The sequence below is a fragment of the Janibacter hoylei PVAS-1 genome, from assembly GCF_000297495.1.
Lineage (GTDB): Bacteria > Actinomycetota > Actinomycetes > Actinomycetales > Dermatophilaceae > Janibacter > Janibacter hoylei.
The window spans coordinates 46,511-71,039 of record NZ_ALWX01000004.1; the positions used below are offsets into that span (position 1 = coordinate 46,511).

Sequence of the window (24,529 nt, forward strand, 5' to 3'; positions counted from 1 at the left end):
GGCAGTGTCCAGACTCGGTGGTTAGGCTGCCGGGGCCAACGCGTTTCCCACACATCGAGGTTGATCGTGCCGAAGTCCCCCCGACTGACCACCGCTGCCGCGGTGTCCGCCGCCGCCGTGCTCGCGCTCAGTGCCTGTGGCGGTGACTCCGACACCGACGCGACGAGTGACGGCAAGACCGACGCGTCGGCCTCGTCGGCCTCGTCGTCCGAGTCCTCGCCGGTGACCCTCGCGGACCCCAAGCCGGAGGACACCAAGAAGGTCGAGGACATCGAGATCACGGAGGCCAAGGGCAAGAAGGCGCCGTCGATCTCGATCGAGGACAAGCCGCTGAGCGTCACCGAGACGACGCGCAAGGTGCTCGACGAGGGGTCCGGCGAGACCCTGCCGGACGACGCCTACGTCGAGGTCGACCTCGCCATGTTTTCCGGCAAGGACGGCAAGGCCATCGAGGGCTCCGAGACGTACACGAGTGCCCCGATCGTCCTCTCCCTCGGCAACGAGGGCGCCCTGCCGGGCCTCGTGAAGTCGATCAAGGGGCAGAAGGTCGGCGCCCACGGCGTCTCCGTCATGCCGCCCAAGGACCTCTTCGGCGACCAGGGCATGCCCCAGTACGGCGTCGACGGCAAGGACAACCTCGTCCTCGTCTACGACGTGCGCGGCATCATGCCGCAGGAGGCGAAGGGCAAGGCCGTCACGCCCAAGGACAAGACCCTGCCAACCGTGAAGTGGAAGGCCGACGCGCCCGCCGACATCACCATCCCCAAGGACGCGAAGAAGCCGAAGAAGCTCGTCACCGAGAAGCTCATCGAGGGCACCGGCAAGACGGTCAAGAAGGGCGACCAGGTGTACGTCAGCTACACCGGCGTGAAGTTCAAGAGCGGTGAGGTCTTCGACAGCTCCTTCAAGGAGGGCCGCGGGCCCTTCCCCTTCGTCGTCGGTCAGCAGGGCGTCATCCCTGGCTGGGACAAGGCCGTGGAGGGCTCCAAGGTCGGCGACCGTCTGCTCGTCGTCGTCCCGTCCAAGGAGGGCTACGGCGAGCAGGGCACCCCGGACGGCTCGATCAAGCCCAACGAGGACCTCGTCTTCGTCGTCGACATCCTCAGCGCACCCTGACCCGACCCCACCCCCGCCACACCCACGACAAGGAGAGCCACATGCCCTTCGACCCCAGCACCACCAAGCCCGAGATCGACTTCCCCGAGGGCGAGGCGCCCACCGACCTCGTCGTCGAGGACATCACCGTCGGTGACGGTGCCGAGGTGACCCCCGGGTCGCCCATCCAGGCGCACTACGTCGGCGTCGCCCACTCGACCGGTGAGGAGTTCGACGCGTCGTGGAACCGCGGCGCCCCGCTCGCCTTCACCGCCGGCATCGGCCAGGTCATCAAGGGCTGGGACGACGGTCTCCTCGGCATGAAGGAGGGTGGTCGCCGCAAGATCACCATCCCGCCGCACCTCGGCTACGGCGACCGCGGCGCCGGCGCTGCCATCAAGGGTGGCGAGACGCTGATCTTCGTCGTGGACCTCGTCAAGGTCGGCTGACCCCGACCTCACCTCTGCTCCACCCGCCCCCGGCGCATCTCCCCAGGGAGGTGTCGCCGGGGGCCGCATCTACATGGGGGAATGCGGCTGGCGTGCGCATATCCCTAGGGAGATGCGGGAGTTCAGGGGAGCAGTGCGGCGGCGTGCCGGCCGGCCAGGGCCGCGGTGACGAAGGGGGTGACGTCCTCCGTCGCACTCCGGCCCATGCTCGTCAGCGGGACCGGGCTCGTGGCGAGCGCTTCGGCGACCCCGTCGAGGGGCAGCGGTACCAGGTGCGGCGCGCCGGCCGACGTGCTGATCGCCGTCTCGAGCTGCTCACGGACATCCGGCCAGGGCGCATCGGTCGAGTCCGCGACGACGACGTCGGCCCCACCGAGCAGCGCCCGCGAGAGCACGGTGGCCGTGTGGTGCGAGAGTCCGACGTGCCGTGGGCGCGGGTCGCTGCCGGAGACCCGCGGCACGACGACGCCCCGCCCGCGCAGGACGTGGACGGCGTTGAGCACGTCGCCGGTGGACAGCCCGGACCAGCCCCACGTCGTCGACGAGCCGGCATTGCCCGGCCCCTGGGCGACGACGACGACGTCGCAGCGGAGGACGTGCCGGGCGGCGAGGAGCGCCGAGTGCACCGTGATCGCCTCGTGCTCCCCGCCGTAGGCCTGCCCTGCCGTGATCGTCGTCGCGAGCCAGCCGGCCTCGACGAGCCGGGCCGCGCTGTCGGACAGGGCGAAGGGGAGTGCCGCCGAGTCGGTCATGACGTACCCGACTCGCGCCTGCGGCGCGACCGACCGGATGCCGGCGAGGACGGCTGGCAGGGCCGAGTGCAGCTCGGCCACGACGACCGGCAGCCCGCGCAGGTCGCCGCCGGCGATGTCGGGGTGCTCGCGCATCGTCTCGTGGTGGGGTGACTCCTGCTCCTCGAGGGTCTGGACCATCTGCTGCAGCGGTGTGTAGCGCGCCTTGACGATGTGCCCGGGGCCGTCTGCCGGGTCGGCGGGCGGGCGGGTGACGTCGGCGACGACGAGCGCCATGCCGCCCGTCCCGAGACCTCGGCGCAGGGCCGAGATGTTGAGCAGCACCTCGTCGCCGGGCTCCGGAGAGCCGACGACCTCGGTGAGGGCCAGCGCGGGGACGTCCGCCCCGTCGACCTCGACGCGCAGCCGGACCGCGCCGCGCCGGGCACGGGTCACCTCGCGGACCACGCCGCTGCGCCAGTGGATCATGTGCGGCAGGTTAGCCTCAGCGTGACGAAGGGAGCGACGTGGCAGCACCCAACACCCCCGCGGCCAAGACGGAGCGACTGCTCAACCTGACGATGAGCCTGCTCTCGTCGCGGATGCCGTTGCCCAAGCAGCGGATCCGTCGCATGGTTGAGGCCTACCAGCTCGTCGAGTCCGACGAGGCCTTCGACCGGATGTTCGAGCGCGACAAGGAGGACCTGCGCGCCATGGGCATCCCGCTCGTCACCGAGGACATCGGCTCCTTCGAGGACGAGCAGGGCTACCGCATCGACCAGCGCGACTACGCCCTGCCGCCCGTCGAGCTCACCGCCGACGAGCGCGCCGTCGTCGGGCTCGCGAGCCGCGCCTGGGCGCACGCGACGATGGCCGGCACCGCCGCGACGGCCTGGCGCAAGGTCGCGGCCGACGACGAGGTGGGGGAGGACCCCTTCGCCGGTCTCGAGCCGCGGCTCGGTGGCGCGGAGCCGGCCTTCGAGCCCCTCAAGGACGCCGTGCTGTCGGGGGTCGCCGTCCGCTTCGACTACGCCCGCCCCGGGACCGGCGGAGCCTCCCCGCGCCGGGTCGAGCCCTGGTACCTCACCGCGTGGCACGGTCGGTGGTACCTCGTCGGCCACGACCTCGACCGCGAGGCTGCGCGCGTCTTCCGCCTGTCGCGGATCACCTCGACGGTCACGGTCACCCGCGAGTCGATCACCGTCGCCGCGCCCGACGACGTCGACCCGGTGCGCATGATCGCCGCCGTCGACGGCCGCGAGCCCCAGCCGCTGCCGGCGGTGCTGCGCGTGCGCGTCGGCACGGGCCACGGGCTGCGCCGACGCGCCGTGCGCGTCGAGGACGCCGAGCCGCAGTGGGACCGCCTGCACCTCGAGCACGGTGACCTGCGCTGGCTCGCCGACGAGATCGCCAGCCACGGCGCCGACGTCGTCGTCGAGGAGCCCACCGAGCTGCGCCAGGCCGTCGTCTCCCGGCTGCGGGCCGTCGCCACCCACGAAGGGAGCCCCCGATGAGTCGTCAGGGTGTCGAGTCCGCGACGAGCCGCGTCCAGCGGCTGCTGACGATGGTCCCGTGGCTCGTGAGCCGCCAGGGGATCGAGATCTCCGCGGCGGCCGCCGGGCTGGGGATCAGCGAGGAGCAGCTGACCAAGGACCTCGACCTGCTCTTCATGTGCGGGTACGGGCAGATGCCCGACGAGATGATCGAGGCGAGCTACGAGGGCGGCCGCGTCTTCGTCACCAATGCCGATGCCATCGCCCGACCGCTCCGGCTCACCGTCGACGAGGCGATCTCGCTGATCGTCGGGCTGCGCTCGCTCGCCGCGAGCGGCGCCGGCGACTCCAGCGCGGTCGAGCGTGCCCTGGCCAAGCTCGAGGAGGCGACCGGGGCGATCCCCGGGGTCGACCGGGTGGTGGTCGTCGAGGACGACACCGAGGTCGGACGCACCACAGCGGCCCTGCGCGACGCCGTGACCGCCGGCCGCCGCGTGCACCTGTCCTACGTCGTCCCGAGTCGCGACGAGCGCACCGAGCGCGATGTCGACCCGATGCGGCTGGCCCACGTCGACGGTCACTGGTACCTCGAGGGCTGGTGCCACCGGGCGCAGGACGTGCGCCTCTTCCGCGTCGACCGGATCGAGGACCTCGAGGTGCTCGACGTGCCGGCCCGCCTGCCCGAGGGCATCACCGGTCGCGACCTCAGCGCCGGCGCCTACCAGGCCAGCGACGCCGACCTGCCGGTCACCCTGCGCCTCGCGCCGTCCGCCCACTGGGTCGCGGAGTACTACCCGGTGACATCTCGCGAAACGGCGGGTGAAGATCTGCTCGTCACGCTCCCGACGAGCAATGAGGGATTCCTCCGCCGTCTCGTGCTGCGGCTGGGCGGCGGAGCGCAGGTCGTCGCGCCGGAGTCAGCTCGAGCTGCCGTCGAGGGAGCCGCCGAGCAGGCCCTGAGCGGCTACGACGCACACTGACGCCTCACGGCTCGCGCACAGGGTCGAGGCATACACTGACAACGTTGGTCGCCACCTGAAAGGTCTTGCCATGCCCAATCTGGGTCCCATGGAAATCATCCTCATCCTGCTCGTCATCCTGCTGCTCTTCGGCTTCAAGAAGCTCCCGGACGCCGCGCGCAGCGTCGGCAAGTCCGCCCGCGTCTTCAAGGCCGAGGTCAGCGAGATGAAGGAAGAGGACCGCCAGCGCGAGGAGGCCAGGAAGCAGGGGCAGGCCGGCAGCACCCCGACCGCCGACGGCAACGCCGTCATCGACGAGGCCAAGCCCCGCACGGACAACCAGTCCGGCCCGGTGGCCTGAGCCACCCCCCTTCGTCCACAACCCGCATGGCTCGTAGCCCACGCACGCCCAAGGACCCCGAGGGGCGGATGCCGCTCAAGGCGCACCTCATCGAGTTCCGCAACCGGCTGATGGTCTCGGCCGCGGCGATCGTCCTCGGCGCGATCGTCGCGTGGATCATCTACCCGACGGTCTACGAGCAGCTCACCCTGCCCTTCACGGAGTACAAGAGGGCCAACCCCGACAGCGTCGTCACGCTGAACTTCGGCAACGCGACCTCGGCCTTCACCACCCAGCTCGGGCTCTCCCTCTTCACCGGGGTGATCCTCGCCAGCCCGATCTGGGTCTGGCAGATCTGGGCCTTCATCCTCCCCGGGCTGACCAAGCGTGAGAAGCGGATGTCGATCGGCGTCTTCGCGACGGCGCTGCCGCTCTTCCTCGGCGGCTGCTACTTCGCCTACGTCACCCTGCCCAAGGCGCTGCTCATCCTCTTCGGCTTCACGCCGGACGACGACAAGTCGAGCAACATCCAGCAGGCGAGCGACTACTTCACCTTCATCACCCGCTTCATCCTCGCCTTCGGCCTGGCCTGGCTGCTGCCGGTCTTCCTCGTCGGTCTGTGCGCCATCGGCGTGCTCTCGGGCAAGACGCTCAAGAAGTCCTGGCGGGTGGCGATCCTGCTGATCTTCATCGCCTCCGCGGTCATCACGCCGACGCCGGACCCCTTCACGATGTTCCTGCTCGCCGGTCCGCTGTGCCTGCTGTACTTCATCGCGCTCGGCGTCTGCCTGCTCATCGACAGGCGGCGGGTCGAGGCCGGCGAGGAGCCGGACTGGTCGGACCTGCCGGACGACCAGGCCTCACCGCTGCGCTGACGCCGCTGGCATAGCGTGGGGGCATGTCCTCGCCCGCCGACCGATATGCCGCCGCCCGCCGTCGCAGCAGGGGCCAGCTGGCCACCTTCGCCGACTCGCTGGGGTTCGAGCTCGACCCCTTCCAGCGCGACGCCTGCGAGGCCGTGGAGGCCGGGCACGGCGTGCTCGTCGCCGCGCCGACCGGCGCGGGCAAGACGATCGTCGGCGAGTTCGCAGTCCACCTGGCGCTGGTCCGGGGGCAGAAGGCCTTCTACACGACGCCGATCAAGGCGCTGAGCAACCAGAAGTACCACGAGCTCGCCGCCCGCCACGGCCACGACAACGTCGGGCTGCTCACCGGCGACACCTCGATCAACGGCGAGGCACCGATCGTCGTCATGACGACCGAGGTCCTGCGCAACATGATCTACGCGGGGTCGACGACCCTCGACACCCTCGCCTTCGTCGTCATGGACGAGGTGCACTACCTCGCCGACCGCTTCCGCGGCGCCGTGTGGGAGGAGGTCATCATCCACCTGCCGCGCTCGGTGCAGGTGATCTCGCTCTCGGCGACGGTGAGCAATGCCGAGGAGTTCGGTGACTGGCTCGCCGAGGTGCGCGGCGGTACCGAGGTCATCGTCTCCGAGGTGCGTCCAGTCCCGCTGTGGCAGCACATGCAGGTGGGTCGCGAGGTCCATGACCTCTTCGTCGACGAGGCCGGCGCCGCCGAGGGTTCGCCGGCCAAGGTCAACCCCGAGCTCCTCGACGCGATCCGCTCGCGGCTGCGCTCCACCGGTGACGAAGGGGGACCCGGTCGCGGTGGTCGAGGTGGGCACGGCCGCGGTGGTCGTGACCGGCGCGGTGGCCGCGACCGTCGCGACGCGCGGGGTCGGGGTGAGCACACCGCGCCGGGTCCGCGTGGCGGGGGAGGCCGCTTCGGTGGCGCCGCGTCGCGCACCGAGGTCATCCGCGAGCTCGACCGCGACGGGCTGCTGCCGGCCATCACCTTCATCTTCAGTCGGGCGGGGTGCGAGGGCGCCGTCGGGCAGCTGCTCGGTAACGACGTGCGCCTGATCTCCGAGCGAGAGGGCGAGCGCAACCGGCGCACGGTCGAGGAGCGGGCCGCGGTGCTCGCGGGGGAGGACCTCGACGTCCTCGGCTACCACCAGTTCGTCGAGGGGCTGTCGCGAGGATTCGCGGCCCACCACGCCGGGATGCTCCCGCTCTTCCGCGAGGTCGTCGAGGAGCTCTTCACCGCCGGCCGCATCCGGGCGGTCTTCGCCACGGAGACCCTGGCCCTGGGCATCAACATGCCGGCGCGCACGGTCGTGCTCGAAAAGTTGGTGAAGTTCAACGGCGAGTCCCACGTGGAGATCACCCCGGCGGAGTACACGCAGCTGACCGGCCGCGCGGGCCGGCGCGGCATCGACGTCGAGGGGCACGCCCTCGTCGTGTGGTCGCGGGGGATGGACCCGATGGCCGTGGCCGGGCTGGCCCAGACCCGCACCTACCCGCTGCGCTCGAGCTTCCGCCCGACGTACAACATGGCGGTCAACCTCGTCGCCCAGGTGGGGCGGCAGACGGCCAAGGAGGTGCTCGAGACCTCCTTCGCGCAGTTCCAGGCAGACCGGGCGGTCGTCGGGCTGGCGACCCAGGTCCGCGACCAGCAGGAGTCGCTGCAGGCCTACGCCGAGGCGATGCACTGCCACGTCGGTGACTTCCGCGAGTACGCCGCGCTGCGGCGACGCATCACCGATCTCGAGAAGGAGGGCTCGCGCAAGCGCAGTGCCAACCGGCGGGCGGAGATCGCCGTGTCGCTCGAGGAGCTGCGGGTCGGTGACATCGTCCGGCTCGGCGGCCGACGCGCCGGCCTGGCGGTCGTCATCGCCCCGCCACGCTCGTACAAGGGGGAGTCGAGCGCACCGACGGTGCTCACCGAGGGCAAGCAGGTGCGACGCCTCACCGCCGCCGACCTCGACCGGCCGCTGGCCCCCTTCGGCCGTCTGGCGATCCCGAAGGGATTCAACCCCAAGTCGGCCAAGCAGCGGTCCGACCTCGCGGCGACGCTGCGGATCAAGGCGCCGCACGAGGACGCGCCGAGCGTGCGGCGGGAGGCCGTCGAGACGGCGAAGGGGGAGGACGAGCGGATCGAGCAGCTGCGCCGCGAGCTCAAGGCACACCCCTGCCACCAGTGCCCCGAGCGCGAGGAGCACGCCCGTTGGGCCGCGCGGTGGTGGAAGCTCAAGCGCGAGACCTCCGCGCTGCAGCGCAAGGTCGAGCTGCGCACCAACTCGGTGGCGCAGACCTTCGAGCGCATCTGCACGGTGCTCGTCGGCCTGGGGTACCTCGGTGAGGACGGCGAGAGCGTCACCGACCTCGGCACCCGACTTCGGCGGCTGTACACCGAAAAGGACCTGCTCACCGCCGAGTGCCTGCGCGGGGGGCGCGTGGACGCGGCTGGACCCGGCCGAGCTCGCGGCGGTCGTGTCGATGCTCGTGCACGAGCCCCGACGCGACGAGCACGACGCCTTCCCGCGGATGCCCACGGACGGCGTGGCCGACGCCTGGCAGGACATGGTGCGCCGCTGGAGCGAGCTCGAGGAGCTCGAGGGCGCGCACGCCCTGCAGCAGACCGGCGAGCCGGACGGTGGGCTGGCGTGGGCGGTGCACCGGTGGGCCAGCGGCCGGCGCCTCGACGAGGTGCTCTCGGGCTCGGACCTGACCGCGGGCGACTTCGTCCGGCGGTGCAAGCAGGTCGTCGACCTGCTCGACCAGATCGGAGACGCGGCCCCGCAGCCGCACCTGCGCGGCGTGGCCCGCACGGCCGTCGACAAGGTGATGCGGGGGGTTGTCGCCGCCGACCGCCTCGACTGACCCCGTCCCCACCCCGCATTTCCCTAGGCAAATCACCAGGCTGGCGGTCATTTCCCTAGGGAAATACGGGGCCTGTGCGCATTTCCCTAGGGAAATGCGGGAGTCCGTGGTCGCGGGTGGGGTCAGCCGCGCAGGGCGGTCGCCACCCGGTCGAAGGGGGAGGTGAGACCGTGCTCGACGGCGAGCCGGCTCATCGCGGCTGGATCGACGATGTCGCGGGGGAGGCGGATGTCGCCGTCGCCCACTGGGACGTCGTGCGCGACGCGCACGACGAGCGGCGCGACGTCGAGGTAGTCGCTCGCGGCCTCGAGGTTGGCCCGTCGAGCGCCCTTGATCCGCGGGTCGCCGGCGGCCAGGGCCTCGCGGACCCCGGCCAGGCTGCCGAAGTCGGCGATGAGCGCGGCCGCGGTCTTGTCCCCGATGCCCTTGACTCCGGGCAGGCCGTCGCTCGTGTCACCTCGCAGGGCGGCCATGTCGGCGTAGGCGTCGCCGGATGCCACGGCGTACTTCTCCCGGAGGAAGGCCTGCGTCACGAGGTCGGGGTCGCGCACCCCACCGCGTGCGGTGTAGACGACCCGGGTGGCCGAGGCGTCGTCGACGAGCTGGAAGAGGTCGCGGTCACCGGTGACCACGTCGACGGGCATGACCCCGCGGTAGCGCATGCCGTAGGTGCCGATGACGTCGTCCGCCTCGTAGCCCGCCGCGCCGACCCGGGCGATGCCGATGGCTGCGAGCGCCTCGGCGATGACGGGTACCTGGGGGCTCAGCTCGTCGGGCACCTCCTCGCCCTCGGCGGGGTCCTCGGCGACGCGGTGGGCCTTGTACGTCGGGATCGCGTCGACGCGCCACTGCGGACGCCAGTCGTCGTCCCAGCAGGCGACGACGTGGCTCGGGCGGTAGCGGGTGACGAGGGTGGCGATCATGTCGAGGAAGCCGGCGATCGCGTTGGTCGGCAGCCCCGACGGGCCGGGCGTGCGTGCGGGCACCCCGTAGAAGGCCCGGAAGTACAGCGAGGCGGAGTCGAGCAGGAGCAGACGGTCACCAGCTGGATCGGACATGCCCCGACCCTATGTCCCTGACCTATGGTTTACCCATGGAAGCCGCTGACCGACGCATCATCGAGCTCCTGCGCGGCGACGGGCGGATGAGTTACACCGACCTGGGCAAGGCCGTCGGGCTCTCCACCTCAGCCGTCCACCAGCGGGTGCGGCGCCTCGAGGAGCGCGGCGTCATCACCGGGTACGCCGCGACGATCGACCCGACCGCGCTCGGCACCCCGCTGACGGCCTTCGTCTCCGTCGCCCCGCTCGACCCCCGCGACCCTGACGACATCCCCGAGCGGCTGCGCGACATCCCCGAGATCGACGCCTGCTACTCGGTGGCGGGCGATGCCAACTACCTGCTCCGGGTCCGCGTCGGCACCCCCCAGGACCTCGAGGAGCTCCTGGCGCGGGTCCGCAGCGAGGGCGGCGTCTCGACGCGCACGACGATCGTCCTCACCACACCGTGGGAGTGACCCTCAGCCGCCTGCCCGTCCGGCTGCTGCTCGCCCTCGTCGGCGGCCTGTGCCTGTGGCTGGCCTTCCCCGACCACGACCTGGGCTACCTCGCGATCGTCGGCGTCGCCCTCGTCGGCATCGCGCTGTGGGATGTCACGGCCCGGGTCGGCTTCCTCCTCGGGCTCGTCGCCGGCCTGGCCTGCTTCGTCCCGACCCTCAGCTGGTCGGGGATCTTCGTCGGCAAGTTCCCGTGGTTCGCCCTGGCGACCTTCGAGGCGCTCTACGTGGCCCTCATGGGGGCCGTGCTCGCGGCGGTGCAGCGCCCGCTGCTGCGGGCCGGGCACCAGCTGACCGCCGCCCTCCTCGTCCCCGTGCTGTGGGTCCTGCAGGAGTGGATGCGCGGCACGCTGCCCTACGGCGGCTTCCCGTGGGCCCGCATCGCCTTCGCGCAGGCGGAGACCCCCTTCGCCCGCTGGGCAGCGATCGGCGGGGCGCCGCTCGTCACTGCCGCCGTCGCCCTCGTCGCGGTCCCGCTCGTGCTCGTGGTCGTCACCCGGCGACCGCCTGTGGTCGCGCTCGCCATCGCCGTGGTGGCCGTCGTCGGCACCGCTCTCGTCCCGATCCCCACGAGCGGTGACGCGACGGCCCGGGTCGGCCTCGTGCAGGGCAACGTGCCGCGCGCCGGTCTGGACTTCAACGCGGAGCGGCGCCAGGTCCTCGACAACCACGTCACCGGGACGGAGGCGCTGGCCGCCCGCCACGACGAACTCGACGTGGTCATCTGGCCGGAAAACTCCTCCGACATCGACCCGCTGCGCAATGCCGACGCCGCCGAGCAGGTCCAGCGTGCCCTCGACGCCACGGACACCCCGCTCATCATGGGGGCGATCATCGACGAGCCGGCGCCAGCCGTCTCCAATGCCTCGCTGTACTACCGGCCCGGCGGCGGCGAGCCCGAGCGGTACGTCAAGCAGCACCCCGTCCCCTTCGCCGAGTACGTCCCGCACCGTGACTTCTACCGGCTCTTCAGCGACAAGGTGGACCTCGTGCGCGTCGGCTTCGCGAAGGGAGACCGCAATGCCGCCTTCACCGTCCCGGGCCGCGAGGGTGACTTCTCCGCGGTGCCCACGATCTGCTTCGAGGTGGCCTACGACGGTCTGATGCGCTCGGCCGTGCGCGAGGCCGACGCGAAGGGGGACCCCAGCCTCCTCGTGGTGCAGACCAACAACGCCACCTTCGGCTACACCGCGGAGTCGACCCAGCAGTACGCGATCTCGCGGATCCGGGCCATCGAGCACGGGCGCAGCGTCGCCCACGTGTCGACCGTCGGGGTCTCCGGATTCGTCCACCCCGACGGCAGCACCACCCCGACGACCGACCTCTTCACCGCGGCGCAGCCCGTCGAGGACGTCGTCCTGCGCAGCGGGCTGACGATCTCCGACCGGCTCGGTCCCTGGGTCGAGTGGGGGAGTGCCCTGTTGCTCGCCCTCGCCGTGGCGTGGCGCCTGCGCCACCGCCCCGAGGGTAGGGTCGAGGACCAGCCCCCGTCCGATGACGAGCCGTCCGACCAGACCGAGGAAGCCTCCGCAGGTGCCTGACTCCACCCCCGTGCAGCGTCCGCCGATCGAGCGGGTCGCTGTGCTGATCCCCACGTACAACGAGCGCGACAACCTCCCGCTCATCGTCGAGCGGACCCGCGCCGCGGTCCCGAGTGCCGACGTCGTCGTCCTCGACGACAACTCGCCGGACGGCACCGGTGACGTGGCCGACGCCATGGCCGCGGCCGACCCCCAGGTCAAGGTGCTGCACCGCAAGGGCAAGGAGGGGCTCGGCGCCGCCTACCTCGCCGGCTTCGCCTGGGCACTGGAGCACGGCTACGACGCAGTGGTCGAGATGGATGCCGACGGGTCGCACCGCCCCGAGCACCTGCCGCAGATGCTGGCGGAGGCCGCCGACGCCGACCTCGTCATCGGTTCGCGCTACGTCCTCGGCGGCAAGATCGTCAACTGGCCGCTGGACCGCAAGGCGATCAGCATGGCCGGCAACCTCTACATCAAGCTGATCCTGGGCATGCCGGTCAACGACGCGACCGCCGGCTACCGCGTCTACCGCGCCGACACCCTGCGCACGATCGGCCTCGACGAGGTCGAGAGCGCCGGCTACGTCTTCCAGACCGATCTGACGGTGCGCACCGTCCGGGCTGGGCTCAAGGTCGTCGAGTTCCCGATCACCTTCATCGAGCGGGAGATCGGCGACTCCAAGATGGACGGCGACGTCGTGCGCGAGTCCATGGCCCGGATCACCGGCTGGGGCATCGCGCACCGCAAGGGCCAGGTGCGCCGTCTCCTCGACCGCGAGCCCACCTGGCACCGGCTGTGATCCACGGGCCGACGCCGCGCCGCCGCCGTCGGGTGGCGTGGATCCCGCTCGTTCTGATCGTGTGGGCGATCGTCGAGATCGCTGCGCTCATCGCGGTCGGCCGCTGGATCGGCTTCTGGCCGACCCTGCTGCTCGTCATCGCCCTCTCGGCCCTCGGTGCGTGGTTGCTCCGACGCGAAGGACGGCGCACGGCCACCGCGCTGCGCACGACCCTGCGCAGCGGGCAGATGCCCAGCCGCGAGATCGCCGACGCGATCCTCGTCTTCGTCGGTGGGCTGCTGCTCACCTTCCCGGGCTTCGTCTCCGACGTCGTCGGGCTGGTCTTCGTCCTGCCCTTCACCCGTCCGATCGCGCGCATCGGGCTGGAGGCCGTCGTCGCCCGCAAGCTGCTCGCGGTCGGCCTCGACGTCGCCCCGGGGGAGGCGCGGGTGCGGCGCACCCGCGACCACGACGGAGACGTCGTCGAGGGCGAGATCGTCGACGACTGAGGCGGGACACAGACGAAGGGGGCCGCCGCACCGATCCGGTGCGGCGGCCCCCTTCGTCATCCGCGTGGGTCAGGCGGAGCGCTTGCGCGGCTTCTCGCCACGCTTGGCGCGCAGCAGCGCCAGACGCTCCTCGAGGAGTTCCTCGAGCTCGGGGATCGAGCGACGCTCGAGCAGCATGTCCCAGTGGGTGCGCACGTGCTTCGCCGGCTTGATCTCCGGCTCGGGGCCGTCAACGAGCTTGCCGAGCTTGCCGCAGCGGCACTCCCAGGTGCCGGGGATGTCGGCCTCGACCGAAAAGGGCAGCTCCGTCTTGTGGCCGTCGTCGCAGACGTAGGCCGTGATCTGACGGTCGCTGGGCACGACGTTGTCCGTCGTCTCCATGCTGAAACTGACCATGCGCGTACCGCGCAGCGTGCGCTCTGCCATGTGGCTGTCTCCTGGTGTCTCTCTCGATGTCTGCGCCCCTGCGCACAGACCTCTCATGTCGTGTCAACGCCGTGGGTGCGTCTCGTGTTCCTGCCACACGCGTCCTTGCGGTGCAGTGGCCCCTCCAGCCCGCCGCCACGCACCGGACCGTCAGGGTCGTGCGGGGCAGGATCTGGGGCGACCCCACAGGATAGCGCGTCCTACCGTCCGAGCGCACATCGACGAGATAGCCTCACCTCGTGACTGATGTGACCACGCCTCCGGGGCCGACCACCGCGCTGCGCGCCGAGCCCCAGGGCGGGTGGCGACGGATCCTCGGCTGGGCCATGTGGGACTGGGGCTCGCAGCCCTTCAACACGGTCATCACGACCTTCGTCTTTGCCGTCTACCTGACGAGCGAGAGCTTCGGGTCGACCAACACCACGTCGACGGCCCTGGCCGTCTCGACGGCCGTCAGCGGACTGCTCGTCGCCCTGCTCGCGCCCGTGCTGGGGCAGAACTCCGACCGCTCCGGCAAGGGAGTGCGCAACCTGCGGCTGCAGACCTGGCTGCTGGCGGCGCTGTCGGCCTCGCTCTTCTTCGTCAAGCCCGAGCCCGGCTACCTCGTGCTCGGTCTGGTGCTCCTCGGCGCCGGCTCGATCGTCTCCGAGATCGCCAGCGTCAACTACAACGCCTCGATCGAGCAGGTGGCCTCGCCCCGCAACGTCGGCCGGGTGTCCGGCTTCGGCTGGGGGATGGGCTACCTCGGCGGCATCCTCGTGCTCCTGCTGCTGTACTTCCTCTTCATCCAGCCCGAGGTGGGCCTCTTCGGCGTGAGCGACGAGGGCGCGATCGACATCCGCGTCTCGATGCTCGTCTGCGGTTTGTGGATCCTGCTCTTCACCCTGCCGACCTTCGCGGTGCTGCGTGACGCGCCCAAGGAGCCGGGTCCCCGGGTCGGCGTGGTCGCGTCCTACAAGCTCGTGTGGGCCTCCCTTCGCCGGCTGTGGGGGCAGTCCCGGCACACGGTCTACTTCCTCGGTGCCTCCGCGCTCTTCCGCGACGGCCTGGCCGGCGTCTTCGCCTTCGGCGCGGTGCTCGCCGCCGGGACCTTCGAGCTGACGGCCGGCGAGGTCATCATCTTCGGTGCGGTCGCCAACATCGTGGCGGGCATCGCGACGATGCTCTTCGGTCTGCTCGACGACGTCCTGGGACCCAAGCGGGTCATCCTCATCTCGCTCGTCTCGCTCGTCGCCATCGGGATGGCGATCTTCGTCCTCCACGACGGGGGCAAGATGGTCTTCTGGACCCTCGGGCTGACGATGACGGCCTTCGTCGGGCCGGCCCAGGCCGCCTCCCGCAGCTTCCTGGCCAGGGTGATCCCCGAGGGGCAGGGCGGTGAGATCTTCGGTCTCTACGCGACGACCGGGCGAGTGGTGTCCTTCCTGTCCCCGGCGGCCTTCGGCCTCTTCATCTGGATCGGGTCGCTCGTGACCGGCCAGGACAACACGCAGTACTGGGGCATCCTCGGTATCGCCCTCGTCCTCGCGGCGGGACTGGCTGTGCTCGTCCCGGTGAAGACCCCGCAGGCACAGGTGGGGTCACAGGCCGGCTGATCAGCCGGCGAACTCCCAGTGCCACGGCTCGGGGAGGCTGCCACCGGCCGCGGCCCACGAGGGGTGGAACCAGCCGTAGAGCGGCGCGTTCTGCTGCATCCAGGCGTGTGCCGGGTGGCCGAAGTTGTTGATGCCGCCGCACAGGTCGAGCGCCTTGCCCAGACCGTGGTTGCTCGTGCCGGGGGCCGCGGCCCAGCCACCGCGGTTTTGCTTGGTGACGACCTGCTCCGCGTACGAGCGGTAGCTGTCGGTGACGCACAGCAGGTTGCCCGTGTCGCGCTGGTAGGCCTTGCTCATCGCGTTGAAGGCCGCCGCCGCCTTGGGCCGCAGCGACTCACCCGGAGCGCCGAGCAGCGGGCAGAGGGCACTCGGCGGGATCTGGCCGTTGGGGTAGGTCTCGGTGTTGGTCGAGCAGGGCTTGGCGTCCTCGAACTCGCTGATGTCCTGCCCGAGGTCCTCGAGCGCGCCCGTCAGCCGGTCGCTGGCGCCCTGGGCCCGGGAGTCCGGCTGGCCGATGAGCGCGTTGACGATCGGGCCGGCCTTCTTCAGCTCGTCGGCGTGCTTGCGGCGCAGCGCGGCCAGCTCGGTCTTGCGCTCCGTGAGGACCTTGTCGGCGCGGGCCTTGGCCCGGTCGGCGCGCTTCTTCGCCGCGGAGGCCCGAGCGAGGGCCTTGTCCTTCTTCTTCGTCAGGGACGCCTGCGTGACGGTGTCCTCACGGACGAGGTCGACGGTGCGGATGCGCTCGTCGGTGAGGTAGGAGAGGTCACCCGCCGAGTTGCCCGAGGTCTGCGAGCCGCCGGTGATGGTGCCAAACATCGTCATCGTGTCGGTGTAGCCACCACCCTGCGTGTAGGTGTCGAAGGCCCAGCTGCGCAGGTCCTTGCGCCCCTTCGACAGCCGTGACCTGAAGGCGTCGAGGTCCTTCTGCGCCTGGTCGGCCTCGCTCTTGGCGTCGTCGTACTCCTCCTGCGCCTTCGCCTTCTTCTGCAGCAGCGAGTTGGCCTTCTTGGAGTAGGACCTGAGCGACTTCACCGCAGCGGCGATGTCCTTGTTGTCCTTGAGCAGGTCGGCCGCCAAGGCGTCGGCCTCGGCGATCTGGCTGTCGAGGTCCTCGCCACCGAGCGGGGTGTCGTTGTTGTCACCCTGCGGGGAGGTCGTGTCCTCGGTCCACGCGACGCTCGGGCTCGTGCCGCCGGTGCTGGAGGGGGAGGAGGAGGGGGCCGGCGTCGTCGACGGGGTCACCGGGTCGGTGGGCTCGGCGGATGCCGAGGGCGCCAGGGCCAGACCTGTGGCGCAGCCCAGCGCGAGCACGGCCCGGACGGTCGCGGTGGGGCAACGGGTGGCACGACGCATCGAATGACTCTCCTGACGACAAGCAGACCGGCGACATCCTAGGCCGGAAGTGCGCGCGGGTATACGCCACCGTGACCGGCGACGCAGCCCGACGCGGCGGGTCAGTCCCCCTTCGAGCGGCCGGAGTTGCGGCGCGACCGCAGGCGCACCTGCCGCAGCGAACCTTCCGCGCGGGTCTCGAGGTACGGCTGCTCGTCGACGAGGGTCGACAGCTTCTGGTGGCCGAAGGCGCGCGGGTCGAAGTCGGCGTGGGCGCGGCTCAGGTGCTGCCCGACGGTGCCCAGGGTGCTCCACCCGTCGTCACCGGAGGTGGCGTTGACCGCCTTGGTGAGCGCCGACTGGAGGTTGACGCTCGGCTCGGGGGAGTCGCCCTTCGGCTCGGGCCGGCTGCTGTCGTCGGGGGCGACCTCGTCCTCTCGGGCCTGCTCCTGGAGCAGCTCGAGGAAGACGAACTGGTCGACGGCCCGGCGCAGCGACTCGGGGGTCTTGCGCAGACCGAGGCCGTAGACCCGCTTGCCCGACTCGCGCAGCCGGGTGGCCAGGCGGGTGAAGTCGGAGTCGGACGAGACGAGGGCGAAGGCCTCGACGTTGCCCTGCCACAGCAGGTCCATGGCATCGATGATCAGCGCGGAGTCGGTCGAGTTCTTGCCCGTCGTGTAGGCGAACTGCTGGACCGGCTGGATCGCATTGCGGTGCAGCTCGGGCTTCCACCCGCCGAGCTGGGTCGTCGTCCAGTCGCCGTAGGCGCGCTTGACGGTGGGCGTGCCGTAGGTGGCGAGCTCCTCGAGCACCGCGCCGATGTGCTTGGCCGAGACGTTGTCGCAGTCGATGAGGACGGCGATGCGGGTCGTGGTGGCGGGGGTCGTCCATGACCGCAACCTATCGCGTGGCCCCTCGGCCGAAAGGGGAGGACCGCGGGGGTGCGAGGCGACCTGCCGGTCCCGACGGCCACCGCGGTCCGCAGATCAGGACCGCTTCCTGCTGCGCCGCGGGCGCGGGACCGGTCGCACGACGAGGACCGGGCACGGAGCGGTCGCCTGGACCCGCTGCGCGGTGCTGCCGATGAGGATGGTGTCGCTCAGACCGCGGCTGCCGCTCGCCAGGACGATGAGCTCCATCCCGGACACCTTGGCCGCCCGGTTGATCTCCGTGGACGGTGTCCCGCTACGGACCCGGGTCCGCACCTGCGTGGTCTCCGACCAGTCGTCGAACTCCGCGGCGATGACGGCCACGGCGGCCTCGGCCTCGGCCTTGAAGGAGCTGCCCGTCAGGGCCCGTGGCGCCTTGGCGTCGGGGGGAGATCTCGTCGACGAAGGAGACGCTCGCCAGGGGCCGGGTGACGGCGAGGACGAGGATCTGCTCGACCTTGCTCGGGTCGGCGAAGGACTTGAAGTGCCGGGCGGCCCGCAGGGACTGGCGGGAACCGTCGGTCGCGATGAGCACGTGCATGTCAGCTCTCCAGATCGGTCGTGGGGGTGCCGCCGCCGAGCACTCGCTCAGCGATGAAGAGGACGACGCCGACACCGAGCAGTGCCGCGCAGTACAGGAGCGATCCCGGGTCGTCGTAGATGACGTAGCCGAGGATGAGGAAGTTGGCGACGACACCGATCCCGAGCAGGACCCGTGGCGCCCTGAAGGTCTCGTCGGTGCGGTCGTGGCGATCCAGCTTGACGGCCGAGACGATGACGAGGGCGTAGATCAGCAGGGTGAAGACGACGGTGACATTCGCCAGCTGGGCGAGGTCGGCCCCCGAGACGAGCAGAGCGGCGATGACGATGACGGAGAAGAGGATCGCCAGCCAGGGCACCTGCCGGCTGCTCACCTTGGCGAAGGGGGCCGGGACCACGTCCTCGCGGGCCATGCCGTAGAGGATGCGCGACTCGGTCACGAGGCAGACGAGGCAGGTGTTGGTGATGGCCACCATCGCGATGATCGCGAAGATGATCGTCAGCACGGCGACGGAGAGCGGCAGGATCCCCGTCTTGACCACCTCGAGCAGGGCGGCATCGGACTCGGCGAGCTGCTGGATGGGGACGGTGATCGCGGCCGTCACGGCGATGAGGACGTAGAGGACGCCGGCCGTGGCCATGCCACCGATGAGCGCTCGGGGGAAGTCGCGGCGAGGGTTGCGCGTCTCCTCGGCGAGGTTGGCCGCGTTTTCGAAGCCGGTCATCGCGAAGAAGGCGAGGGCGACGCCGGCGAGCAGGCCGAGCGCAGGGTTGCTGTCGGTCGAGAACTCGGTGATCCGTCCGAAGTCCACCTTACCCTGGGCCGTCGCGACGACGCCGATGACGAGCACGATGACCAGGCCGGTGACCTCGACGAAGGTCATGATCATGTTGGCGACGACCGACTCGGTGATCCCGATGAAGTTGATGATCGCCAGGGCGACGATGAAGCCCAGGGCGACGACCAGCGCGGGCGCCGCCTCCCACACCTCGCCGAAGTACTGGGCGAATCCGGTCGCGAGGGAGCCCGCCGCCGCATAGCTCGCGGACAACATGCAGAAGGTGATGAAGAAGGTCAGGGTCTTGTTCTTGAAGGCCTTGTTGACGTAGAGGGCAGCGCCCGCGGCCTGGGGGTACTTCGTCACCAGCTCGGCGTACGCGAGGCCCGTGATCGTCGCGACCGTGACGCCGACGGCGAAGGCGGCCCAGAAGGCTCCGCCGACGGCGCCGGCGACGAGCCCGATGAGCACGTAGATGCCAGAGCCGAGCACGTCACCCAGGACGTAGAAGTAGAGGAGGCGCCCGCTCACTCCCTGCTTGAGCTCGGAGTCGGCGTTGAGCTCGGACGACCCTTCGGGGTTGGCTGTGTCGACGGACATCGGGGTCCTTCCGGCCCGGGCGCGCCGCCGGTGCGGCGCGTGTGTCCCGTGATCCAGATCACACCGCATAAGGCGTCGTGTCAACCGGAGGGTGGACGCAGCGTGTCGTCAGTCGTCGCCGGACGGGCGCGAGCGAGCCCGCTTGATCTCGCCCCGTCGCGACTTGGCGGCGAGCCGGCGGCGCTGCGATCCGCGGGTGGGTTTCGTGGCCCGACGCGAAGGGGGAGGCGGTGCCAGGGCCTCGCGCAGCAGCGCGGCCATCCGCTCACGTGCGGCGCTGCGGTTGCGTCGCTGCGCACGGTGCTCCGAGGCGTCGACCGTGAGGGTCGTGCCCACGAGCCGGGGTGACAGGCGGGCCAGAGCGCGCTCCCGCTGACACTCGGTGAGCGATGTCGTCGTGGCGAGGTCGAGGGAGAGCTGGACGCGGGAGTCGGTCGTGTTGACCCCCTGACCGCCGGGTCCACCGGCCCGGCTGAACTGCTCGGTGAGCTCGCCGGCGGGCACGACGAGCCCGTCGGGGACCCCGGGCCCTGGAGGCACGCGCAGCTCGCTCATGACCTCAGGGTCTCACCCGGACGCAGCAGCGGTGTCGAAGTTGTCGGCAGGGGAGTGGGGGAGTCCGGCACCGCTCTCTTCCCAGCGGGCCTGAGCGACGTCGCGATCTGCTTCCGCCGGCGTGACGACGTGCGTCGAGTGCTCGGCCGTGCTCACTTCGACCTGACCAGCGCCACTGCGACAGAGCAGGACTCGAGGGTTGCGCTGGCCCTGGAAGCTCGGCGCGGCGCACAACGGTGTCGGCAGCGCCCCGAGGAGGGGCACGTCGTGCCCGCCCACCCGGAGGGCAACGAGTTCTCGGTGGACAGCCTGCCCGCAGACGGCTGGCGCTGACCGCCTAACGTGAGGTCATGCGTCTGACCGCCGCCGTGCGCGCCTCCGCACGGGACCCCCTGCTGCAGGTCGTCAAGACCGTGCTCGCCACGATCGTGGCGTGGGTCGTCTGCGACCTGCTCATCCCGGACGGGCCGCCCCCGGTCTTCGGAGCCATCGCGGCAATGCTCGTCGTCCAGCCCAGCCTCAACCAGTCCATGGCGAAGGGGGTGGAGCGCAGCGTCGGCGTCGTGGCCGGGGTCCTCCTGGCCACCGGGATGGGTGTCGTGCTGGGGACGTCGGCGTGGGTGGTGCTGCTCGCGGTGACCGCCGCCTTCGGCCTGTCGTGGGCGCTGCGACTGACCACGGGCTCGGGCATCCAGATCGCGATCAGCGCCTTGCTCGTGCTCACCCTCGGGGCATCGACCCCCGACTACGCCTTCTTCCGCATCGTCGAGACGATGATCGGTGCGGTCATCGGCATCGTCATCCACCTGCTCCTCGTCCCGCCGGTCGCGCTGGCCCCGGCGCGGACGGCCCTGGACCTCCTCGGGGTGGAGACGGCCGAGGCGATGGAGCGCCTCGCCGATGCGCTCGTGTCGAAGAAGACCCGGCCGGGGCGCATCCTGCTCATCGTCGATGCCCGGAGGCTGAGCCCCCTTCGCGACGAGGCCCTGGAGACCATCGAGGCGGCCGCCGACTCGCTCACGCTCAACCCGCGCGCGGCGCGCTACCGCGGTGAGCTCGAGGCGATGCGAGAGACGCTCGACCTGCTGTCGCGGATCGGCACCCAGGTGCGGGGGATGACGCGGGCCTACGTCGACCACTACGACGAAGGGGTGCGCGAGGAACCGCTCGTCCCCGGCATCGCCGAGGAGTTGCTGCGAGCGGCCCACGACACCCGGATGAAGCTCCACCTGGCGGTACCCACCGCGGCCGGTGGGCTCGACGACACGGCTCCGGCGCTCACCGAGCCGCTCGACACCAGTGCGCCGCAGGGCATGAGGTGGATCCTCATCGGTTCGCTCATGGAGGACCTCCGACGGATCCGGCACGAGCTGGGCGCCCAGAGCGGGTGACCAGGGGAGACAGGTCGCCGGTGCTGTGGCGTCTGCTGTCGCGACGACCTCGCCTGTCCCGGGCAGCGCGTGGAGGGAGACCGGGGAGTGGGTCTCCGTCCGCGACCAGGTGAAGTCGATGCCGCGCGCGCACTTCGGGAGCGCGGTGACGGTGCGCCACTACCAGGGGACATCAGCTTCCTTCGCGGGGAAGTGGGTGGCGACGACACACGGCGCGAGGCGGCCGCTCCTCGCACTGCGAAATGACATAATGTGGATTATCGGCGTTGCCGACGACGGGGCCAGCCGTAGATTCCGGCTCACCCCATCGATCAGCACGCAGGAGCTACATGAGCCAGGTCGTCGACGTCAGGCCCGTCTCCACCGAGGGCCTCGAGAGCTCTCCGGTCGCTGACGCACTCGCCAGCACGATCCGCAGCAGCGACGTCGGCATCACCGGCGACTGCCCGGTACGAGCGTCGGGGCCGCGGCAGTCATCGGCTGCCGCGTCGTCTACTTCTACCGGATCCTCGGCGTCGTGCTCTTCGAGCCGGCGCAGCGTGGCCTCGTGGCGCTCGACCGTGAGGTCCGGGACCACCACATGCACGTGCGAAGGGTCCACGCGCTGGCGCTGGTGTCGGAGAACTACACGCGCAGACGGGCCGTGCGCAGGTCCTCGACGACGTCGACCACCTCCCCCCGCCGGTGTCGATGTCCAGCGCCGAGTCGGCGCCGGTGAGCTCGGACCCGAGCAATCTGACATAACTCCATGGAGGGCGTTGCTCGGTTGCCCGCCCGTCGAGCCAGTCGAAGCCCCAGCCCGTGACGTCGGCGGCGACCGCTTCGGCGACGAGGTCGCCGAAGGAGGGCGCGTGGTTGATCAGTACCCGTCGGGCGTGAAGTCGACCTGCGTCGGCGGGGCCAGGGCCTCCTTGGAGACCACGCGCCGGGCCGAGGTGTAGAGCTTCATGACGGCGTCGGGGTCGTGGGCACAGCCCTGCATGACGGCGGTGAGGACGACAGCAGCCTCGGCCTCCATCGTGCGTCCGTGACTGCGCGCCACCTCGCTCAGCCGGGTCTCGACGTCGGAGCCGAAGTCGTGGATCTCGGGTGTCATCTGGATCACATCCCTTCCTCGATCAAGGTACCGCGGTGCCGGGTCCACGTCACGTGAGCAACGCTGCTCAGCGGTGGTCGTGTCTCAGGCCTGCGTGTCGAAGACCGACCAGCAGAGGTCGTTGCGCCGGGCCATGTCCTCCAGGACGAGCGCTCGGATCTCGTCGGGGATCCGGTCCCGCTGCCAGGCGGCCTCCGCACGCCCTTCGGCCGCTCCCCCACCCCGTGGCGCCCCGGCCTGAGCAGACTTGATCGCGTAGGCGCCCGCCCCGAGGTCGTGCTCGGCGACGTGGCCCACGCACGCGGCCTGGCCGGCGGCGTATGCGGCGAATCGTGCGGCTCCGGTCAGCGGTCGCGCAGCGCCCATGGCGTGACCACCGAGCGCCCGTGCGGCCATCATCGGCATCTCCCCTGCCGCCCAGGCTCGTGCTGCGGCGATCGCCTCGCGGGGTCGTCGGTCCGCAGGGGCCGCTGCCTCGAAGTGCGGGAGCACGTGCGCGGCGCAGTCCGCAGCCCACAGGGCGAGCATCCGGTGGTGCTCGTCGGTGAGCGTCCCGCCACGCCGCACGGTGATCATGCGGGGGTCGCGGACCGGGGGCAGGATCACGGCTCGACCAGGCCCTCCTCGCGAAGGGAGGTCAGCGCCGCCCGCACGTCGGCGCGACCCCCCTTCGTCCAGCGGCAGAACCGGTCGCGGCAGGTTGGGGCCGCGGACGAGGCCCAGCTGCTCGGCGAGGGCCGAGACCACTCGGTAGCTCCCGTGGGCGCTGAGGAGGCGCCACAGCGGGTCGAGCTGGCGGGACAGGTGCTGTGCCTGTGCGGCGTCGTCGGCGGTCACGGCGTCGACGATCGCGCGGCAGGGCCCCGGCAGTGTCCCCGCGAGGACGCTGTACCAGGCATCGCACCCGGCGACGAGGGCATCGGCCGCCGCTTGGTCGCCACTGGTGCCGATCGCCACCTCGGGCGCGAGGTGGGAGCGAAGGGAGTCCACCCGCGCCCTGGTCGCCTCCACTCCCCCGGTCACGGGCGGGATCTTGATCGCGGCGACGTGCGTCAACTCGCTGATCCGACCGTGCAGCTCGTCGCCGAAGTTCACGTGGGTCGTGCCGGGGTTGTCGTAGACGACGACGGGCACGGAGCTCGCCGCATCGACGTCGGCGAAGAGCTCGTAGACCTCGTCGTCCGTCAGGGCCTGGTAGGTCATCGGCGCGAGCAGCACCCCTGTGGCGCCGGCCGTCTGGGCATCGTCGAGGTGCCGCAGCACCTCGCGCGTCCGGACGTGGCCGATGCCGGCGATGACCGGGACCCCGCCGGCGGCGGAAGCCGCGAGCTCGACGACCCGCCGCCGCTCCGCGCGGTCGAGGTAGGCGTAGCTGCCCGTCGAGCCCAGGGCGGTGATGCTGTCGACTCCCGCCGTCACGACTCGCTCGACGATGCCGACGAAGGCCGCCTCGTCGACGGCGTCCTGGGCGATGGGTGTGAGGGGGAAGGCGCTCAGGCCCCGCAGCCCGGGTGCAGTCGTCATGGCCCCACTCCATCATCCGGATCGGCCCAGAGCGAGAGGACCGCGCGTGCTGCCGCTGGCCGTCGGCCTCATGCCGCCCGGGCCGGGTGCAGCACGGCCAAGGCCGCCCTGGTCGTCGCAGGCGTGATCTCGTCGGCGGCGGTCCGGCTTCCGCTCGTCGAGGGCTGGCTCACCCGGCGCCACTCCCGTGCCGCCTGGCGTGCGGCGGGCCCGGTCAGTCGCGCAGGTGGACGACGGTGAGCCCCGTGGCCACTGCGATGTGCTCGAAGTCCGAGTCGCGGTGGGCGACGGGCCATCCGGCCTGACTCACCGTCGGTCCCTGACGAGACGTCGGACCTCGACCTCGTAGCGGCTGGCCGCTCCGGCCGGGGTGCGGAAGAAGCGGCGCCGCAGACTCCCTTCGACCCGCACGCGGGTGCCGTCCTCCAGGCGTGCCGCCGCACGCCTGGCCGACGCCGACCAGCAGGCGCAGTCGATCGTGTCCACCGGCTGCCCGTCATCTCTCGCGACGACCACCCGCAGCGTCACGAGCTCGTCGCCGCTCGGCAGCGTCCGGCTCGCCGGTGGCCCGCTCACCCGACCGGTGATCTCACCGGTCGGTG

At 71.1% G+C, this 24,529-nt stretch carries 26 protein-coding genes and 1 pseudogene; 14 read left to right on the forward strand and 13 right to left on the reverse strand.

Features of this window, described 5'->3' with window-relative positions; all coding sequences use genetic code 11:
* The first annotated feature begins 66 nt into the window (after positions 1-66).
* Together B277_RS15605 and B277_RS01260 are read left to right on the forward strand one after the other, a co-directional pair.
* Entirely contained in the window at positions 67-1,116 is a 1,050-nt protein-coding gene (locus B277_RS15605) for an FKBP-type peptidyl-prolyl cis-trans isomerase (RefSeq protein ID WP_128277103.1), read from the forward strand.
* A 41-nt stretch (positions 1,117-1,157) separates the two neighbouring features.
* Positions 1,158-1,544: an FKBP-type peptidyl-prolyl cis-trans isomerase gene (locus tag B277_RS01260; RefSeq protein WP_007924242.1), complete on the forward strand. Its 387-nt coding sequence runs from the start codon at positions 1,158-1,160 to the stop codon at positions 1,542-1,544.
* A gap of 122 nt (positions 1,545-1,666) precedes the next feature.
* On the opposite strand, the gene B277_RS01265 is transcribed toward B277_RS01260, so the two are convergent.
* On the reverse strand, positions 1,667-2,764 hold the full coding sequence (locus B277_RS01265) for a DUF3866 family protein (RefSeq protein ID WP_007924244.1): 1,098 nt from the start codon (positions 2,762-2,764) through the stop codon (positions 1,667-1,669).
* A 38-nt stretch (positions 2,765-2,802) separates the two neighbouring features.
* Between B277_RS01265 and B277_RS01270 the strand changes: the two genes are divergently transcribed.
* The 5 genes and pseudogenes from B277_RS01270 (at position 2,803) to B277_RS01290 (ending at position 8,795) form a co-directional block, all read left to right on the forward strand.
* A complete protein-coding gene (locus B277_RS01270) occupies positions 2,803-3,789 on the forward strand; it encodes a helix-turn-helix transcriptional regulator (protein ID WP_007924246.1) in 987 nt (328 codons plus the stop codon).
* Entirely contained in the window at positions 3,786-4,748 is a 963-nt protein-coding gene (locus B277_RS01275; RefSeq protein ID WP_007924248.1) for a helix-turn-helix transcriptional regulator, read from the forward strand. Before B277_RS01270 ends, B277_RS01275 begins: the two co-directional genes overlap by 4 nt.
* 70 nt (positions 4,749-4,818) lie before the next feature.
* Positions 4,819-5,088 (forward strand): Sec-independent protein translocase subunit TatA, encoded by a 270-nt coding sequence (gene tatA / locus B277_RS01280; RefSeq protein ID WP_040880495.1) that lies wholly within the window; start codon positions 4,819-4,821, stop codon positions 5,086-5,088.
* A gap of 26 nt (positions 5,089-5,114) precedes the next feature.
* Positions 5,115-5,942 (forward strand): twin-arginine translocase subunit TatC, encoded by an 828-nt coding sequence (tatC, locus tag B277_RS01285; protein WP_238148125.1) that lies wholly within the window; start codon positions 5,115-5,117, stop codon positions 5,940-5,942.
* 23 nt (positions 5,943-5,965) lie between these two features.
* Positions 5,966-8,795: pseudogene (locus B277_RS01290) on the forward strand (DEAD/DEAH box helicase).
* Positions 8,796-8,917: 122 nt separating this feature from the next.
* Here B277_RS01290 and B277_RS01295 read toward each other — a convergent pair.
* Positions 8,918-9,853 carry a 5'-3' exonuclease gene (locus tag B277_RS01295; protein ID WP_007924257.1) on the reverse strand — a complete coding sequence of 312 codons (936 nt, stop codon included), beginning with the start codon at positions 9,851-9,853 and terminating at the stop codon, positions 8,918-8,920.
* A 35-nt stretch (positions 9,854-9,888) separates the two neighbouring features.
* Here B277_RS01295 and B277_RS01300 point away from each other — a divergent pair, with 35 nt between their 5' ends.
* The 4 genes from B277_RS01300 to B277_RS01315 are packed head-to-tail and all read left to right on the forward strand — an operon-like array spanning position 9,889 to position 13,160.
* Positions 9,889-10,311, forward strand: a complete 423-nt coding sequence (locus B277_RS01300; protein WP_007924259.1) for an Lrp/AsnC family transcriptional regulator — start codon at positions 9,889-9,891, stop codon at positions 10,309-10,311.
* Positions 10,308-11,891 (forward strand): apolipoprotein N-acyltransferase, encoded by a 1,584-nt coding sequence (gene lnt / locus B277_RS01305; protein ID WP_007924261.1) that lies wholly within the window; start codon positions 10,308-10,310, stop codon positions 11,889-11,891. The genes B277_RS01300 and lnt overlap by 4 nt, the downstream gene beginning before the upstream one ends.
* Complete coding sequence (locus B277_RS01310; protein ID WP_007924263.1) at positions 11,884-12,672, forward strand: polyprenol monophosphomannose synthase; 789 nt, start codon at positions 11,884-11,886, stop codon at positions 12,670-12,672. Before lnt ends, B277_RS01310 begins: the two co-directional genes overlap by 8 nt.
* Positions 12,669-13,160 carry an FxsA family protein gene (locus B277_RS01315; RefSeq protein ID WP_007924265.1) on the forward strand — a complete coding sequence of 164 codons (492 nt, stop codon included), beginning with the start codon at positions 12,669-12,671 and terminating at the stop codon, positions 13,158-13,160. The genes B277_RS01310 and B277_RS01315 overlap by 4 nt, the downstream gene beginning before the upstream one ends.
* A gap of 69 nt (positions 13,161-13,229) precedes the next feature.
* Here the strand turns inward: B277_RS01315 and B277_RS01320 are convergent, their stop codons facing one another.
* Entirely contained in the window at positions 13,230-13,586 is a 357-nt protein-coding gene (locus tag B277_RS01320) for an RNA polymerase-binding protein RbpA (RefSeq protein ID WP_007924267.1), read from the reverse strand.
* A 239-nt stretch (positions 13,587-13,825) separates the two neighbouring features.
* Here B277_RS01320 and B277_RS01325 point away from each other — a divergent pair, with 239 nt between their 5' ends.
* Positions 13,826-15,181, forward strand: a complete 1,356-nt coding sequence (locus tag B277_RS01325; protein WP_238148122.1) for an MFS transporter — start codon at positions 13,826-13,828, stop codon at positions 15,179-15,181.
* Here B277_RS01325 and B277_RS15610 read toward each other — a convergent pair whose 3' ends face one another.
* The 6 genes from B277_RS15610 to arfB all read right to left on the reverse strand — a co-directional run bounded on the left by B277_RS15610 (position 15,182) and on the right by arfB (position 19,916).
* A complete protein-coding gene (locus tag B277_RS15610; protein ID WP_007924272.1) occupies positions 15,182-16,534 on the reverse strand; it encodes a M15 family metallopeptidase in 1,353 nt (450 codons plus the stop codon).
* Between the two features lie 101 nt (positions 16,535-16,635).
* Positions 16,636-17,412, reverse strand: coding sequence for an NYN domain-containing protein (locus B277_RS01335; protein WP_007924279.1), 777 nt, complete (start codon positions 17,410-17,412; stop codon positions 16,636-16,638).
* Between the two features lie 87 nt (positions 17,413-17,499).
* Complete coding sequence (locus B277_RS18560) at positions 17,500-17,805, reverse strand: universal stress protein (protein ID WP_238539341.1); 306 nt, start codon at positions 17,803-17,805, stop codon at positions 17,500-17,502.
* Positions 17,699-17,983, reverse strand: a complete 285-nt coding sequence (locus B277_RS18565; protein WP_238539339.1) for a hypothetical protein — start codon at positions 17,981-17,983, stop codon at positions 17,699-17,701. Before B277_RS18565 ends, B277_RS18560 begins: the two co-directional genes overlap by 107 nt.
* Before the next feature lies 1 nt (position 17,984).
* Positions 17,985-19,361, reverse strand: coding sequence for an APC family permease (locus tag B277_RS01345; protein ID WP_007924281.1), 1,377 nt, complete (start codon positions 19,359-19,361; stop codon positions 17,985-17,987).
* A gap of 108 nt (positions 19,362-19,469) precedes the next feature.
* Positions 19,470-19,916, reverse strand: coding sequence for an alternative ribosome rescue aminoacyl-tRNA hydrolase ArfB (gene arfB / locus B277_RS01350; RefSeq protein ID WP_007924283.1), 447 nt, complete (start codon positions 19,914-19,916; stop codon positions 19,470-19,472).
* Here arfB and B277_RS17765 point away from each other — a divergent pair.
* A complete protein-coding gene (locus tag B277_RS17765; protein WP_338009719.1) occupies positions 19,839-20,249 on the forward strand; it encodes a VOC family protein in 411 nt (136 codons plus the stop codon). The genes arfB and B277_RS17765 overlap by 78 nt on opposite strands.
* 17 nt (positions 20,250-20,266) lie before the next feature.
* Positions 20,267-21,307 (forward strand): FUSC family protein, encoded by a 1,041-nt coding sequence (locus tag B277_RS01360; protein ID WP_007924287.1) that lies wholly within the window; start codon positions 20,267-20,269, stop codon positions 21,305-21,307.
* 325 nt (positions 21,308-21,632) lie between these two features.
* On the opposite strand, the gene B277_RS17230 is transcribed toward B277_RS01360, so the two are convergent.
* The 4 genes from B277_RS17230 to B277_RS01380 form a co-directional block, all read right to left on the reverse strand.
* Complete coding sequence (locus tag B277_RS17230; protein ID WP_007924289.1) at positions 21,633-21,893, reverse strand: hypothetical protein; 261 nt, start codon at positions 21,891-21,893, stop codon at positions 21,633-21,635.
* A gap of 273 nt (positions 21,894-22,166) precedes the next feature.
* Positions 22,167-22,412, reverse strand: a complete 246-nt coding sequence (locus tag B277_RS01370) for a hypothetical protein (RefSeq protein WP_007924296.1) — start codon at positions 22,410-22,412, stop codon at positions 22,167-22,169.
* 75 nt (positions 22,413-22,487) lie between these two features.
* The gene (locus B277_RS19660; RefSeq protein WP_007924298.1) at positions 22,488-23,927 is read right to left on the reverse strand and encodes a dihydrodipicolinate synthase family protein; all 1,440 of its coding nucleotides are present in this window, start codon (positions 23,925-23,927) and stop codon (positions 22,488-22,490) included.
* 306 nt (positions 23,928-24,233) lie between these two features.
* The coding region (locus B277_RS01380; RefSeq protein ID WP_007924300.1) for a single-stranded DNA-binding protein at positions 24,234-24,529 on the reverse strand (296 nt) is incomplete at its 5' end.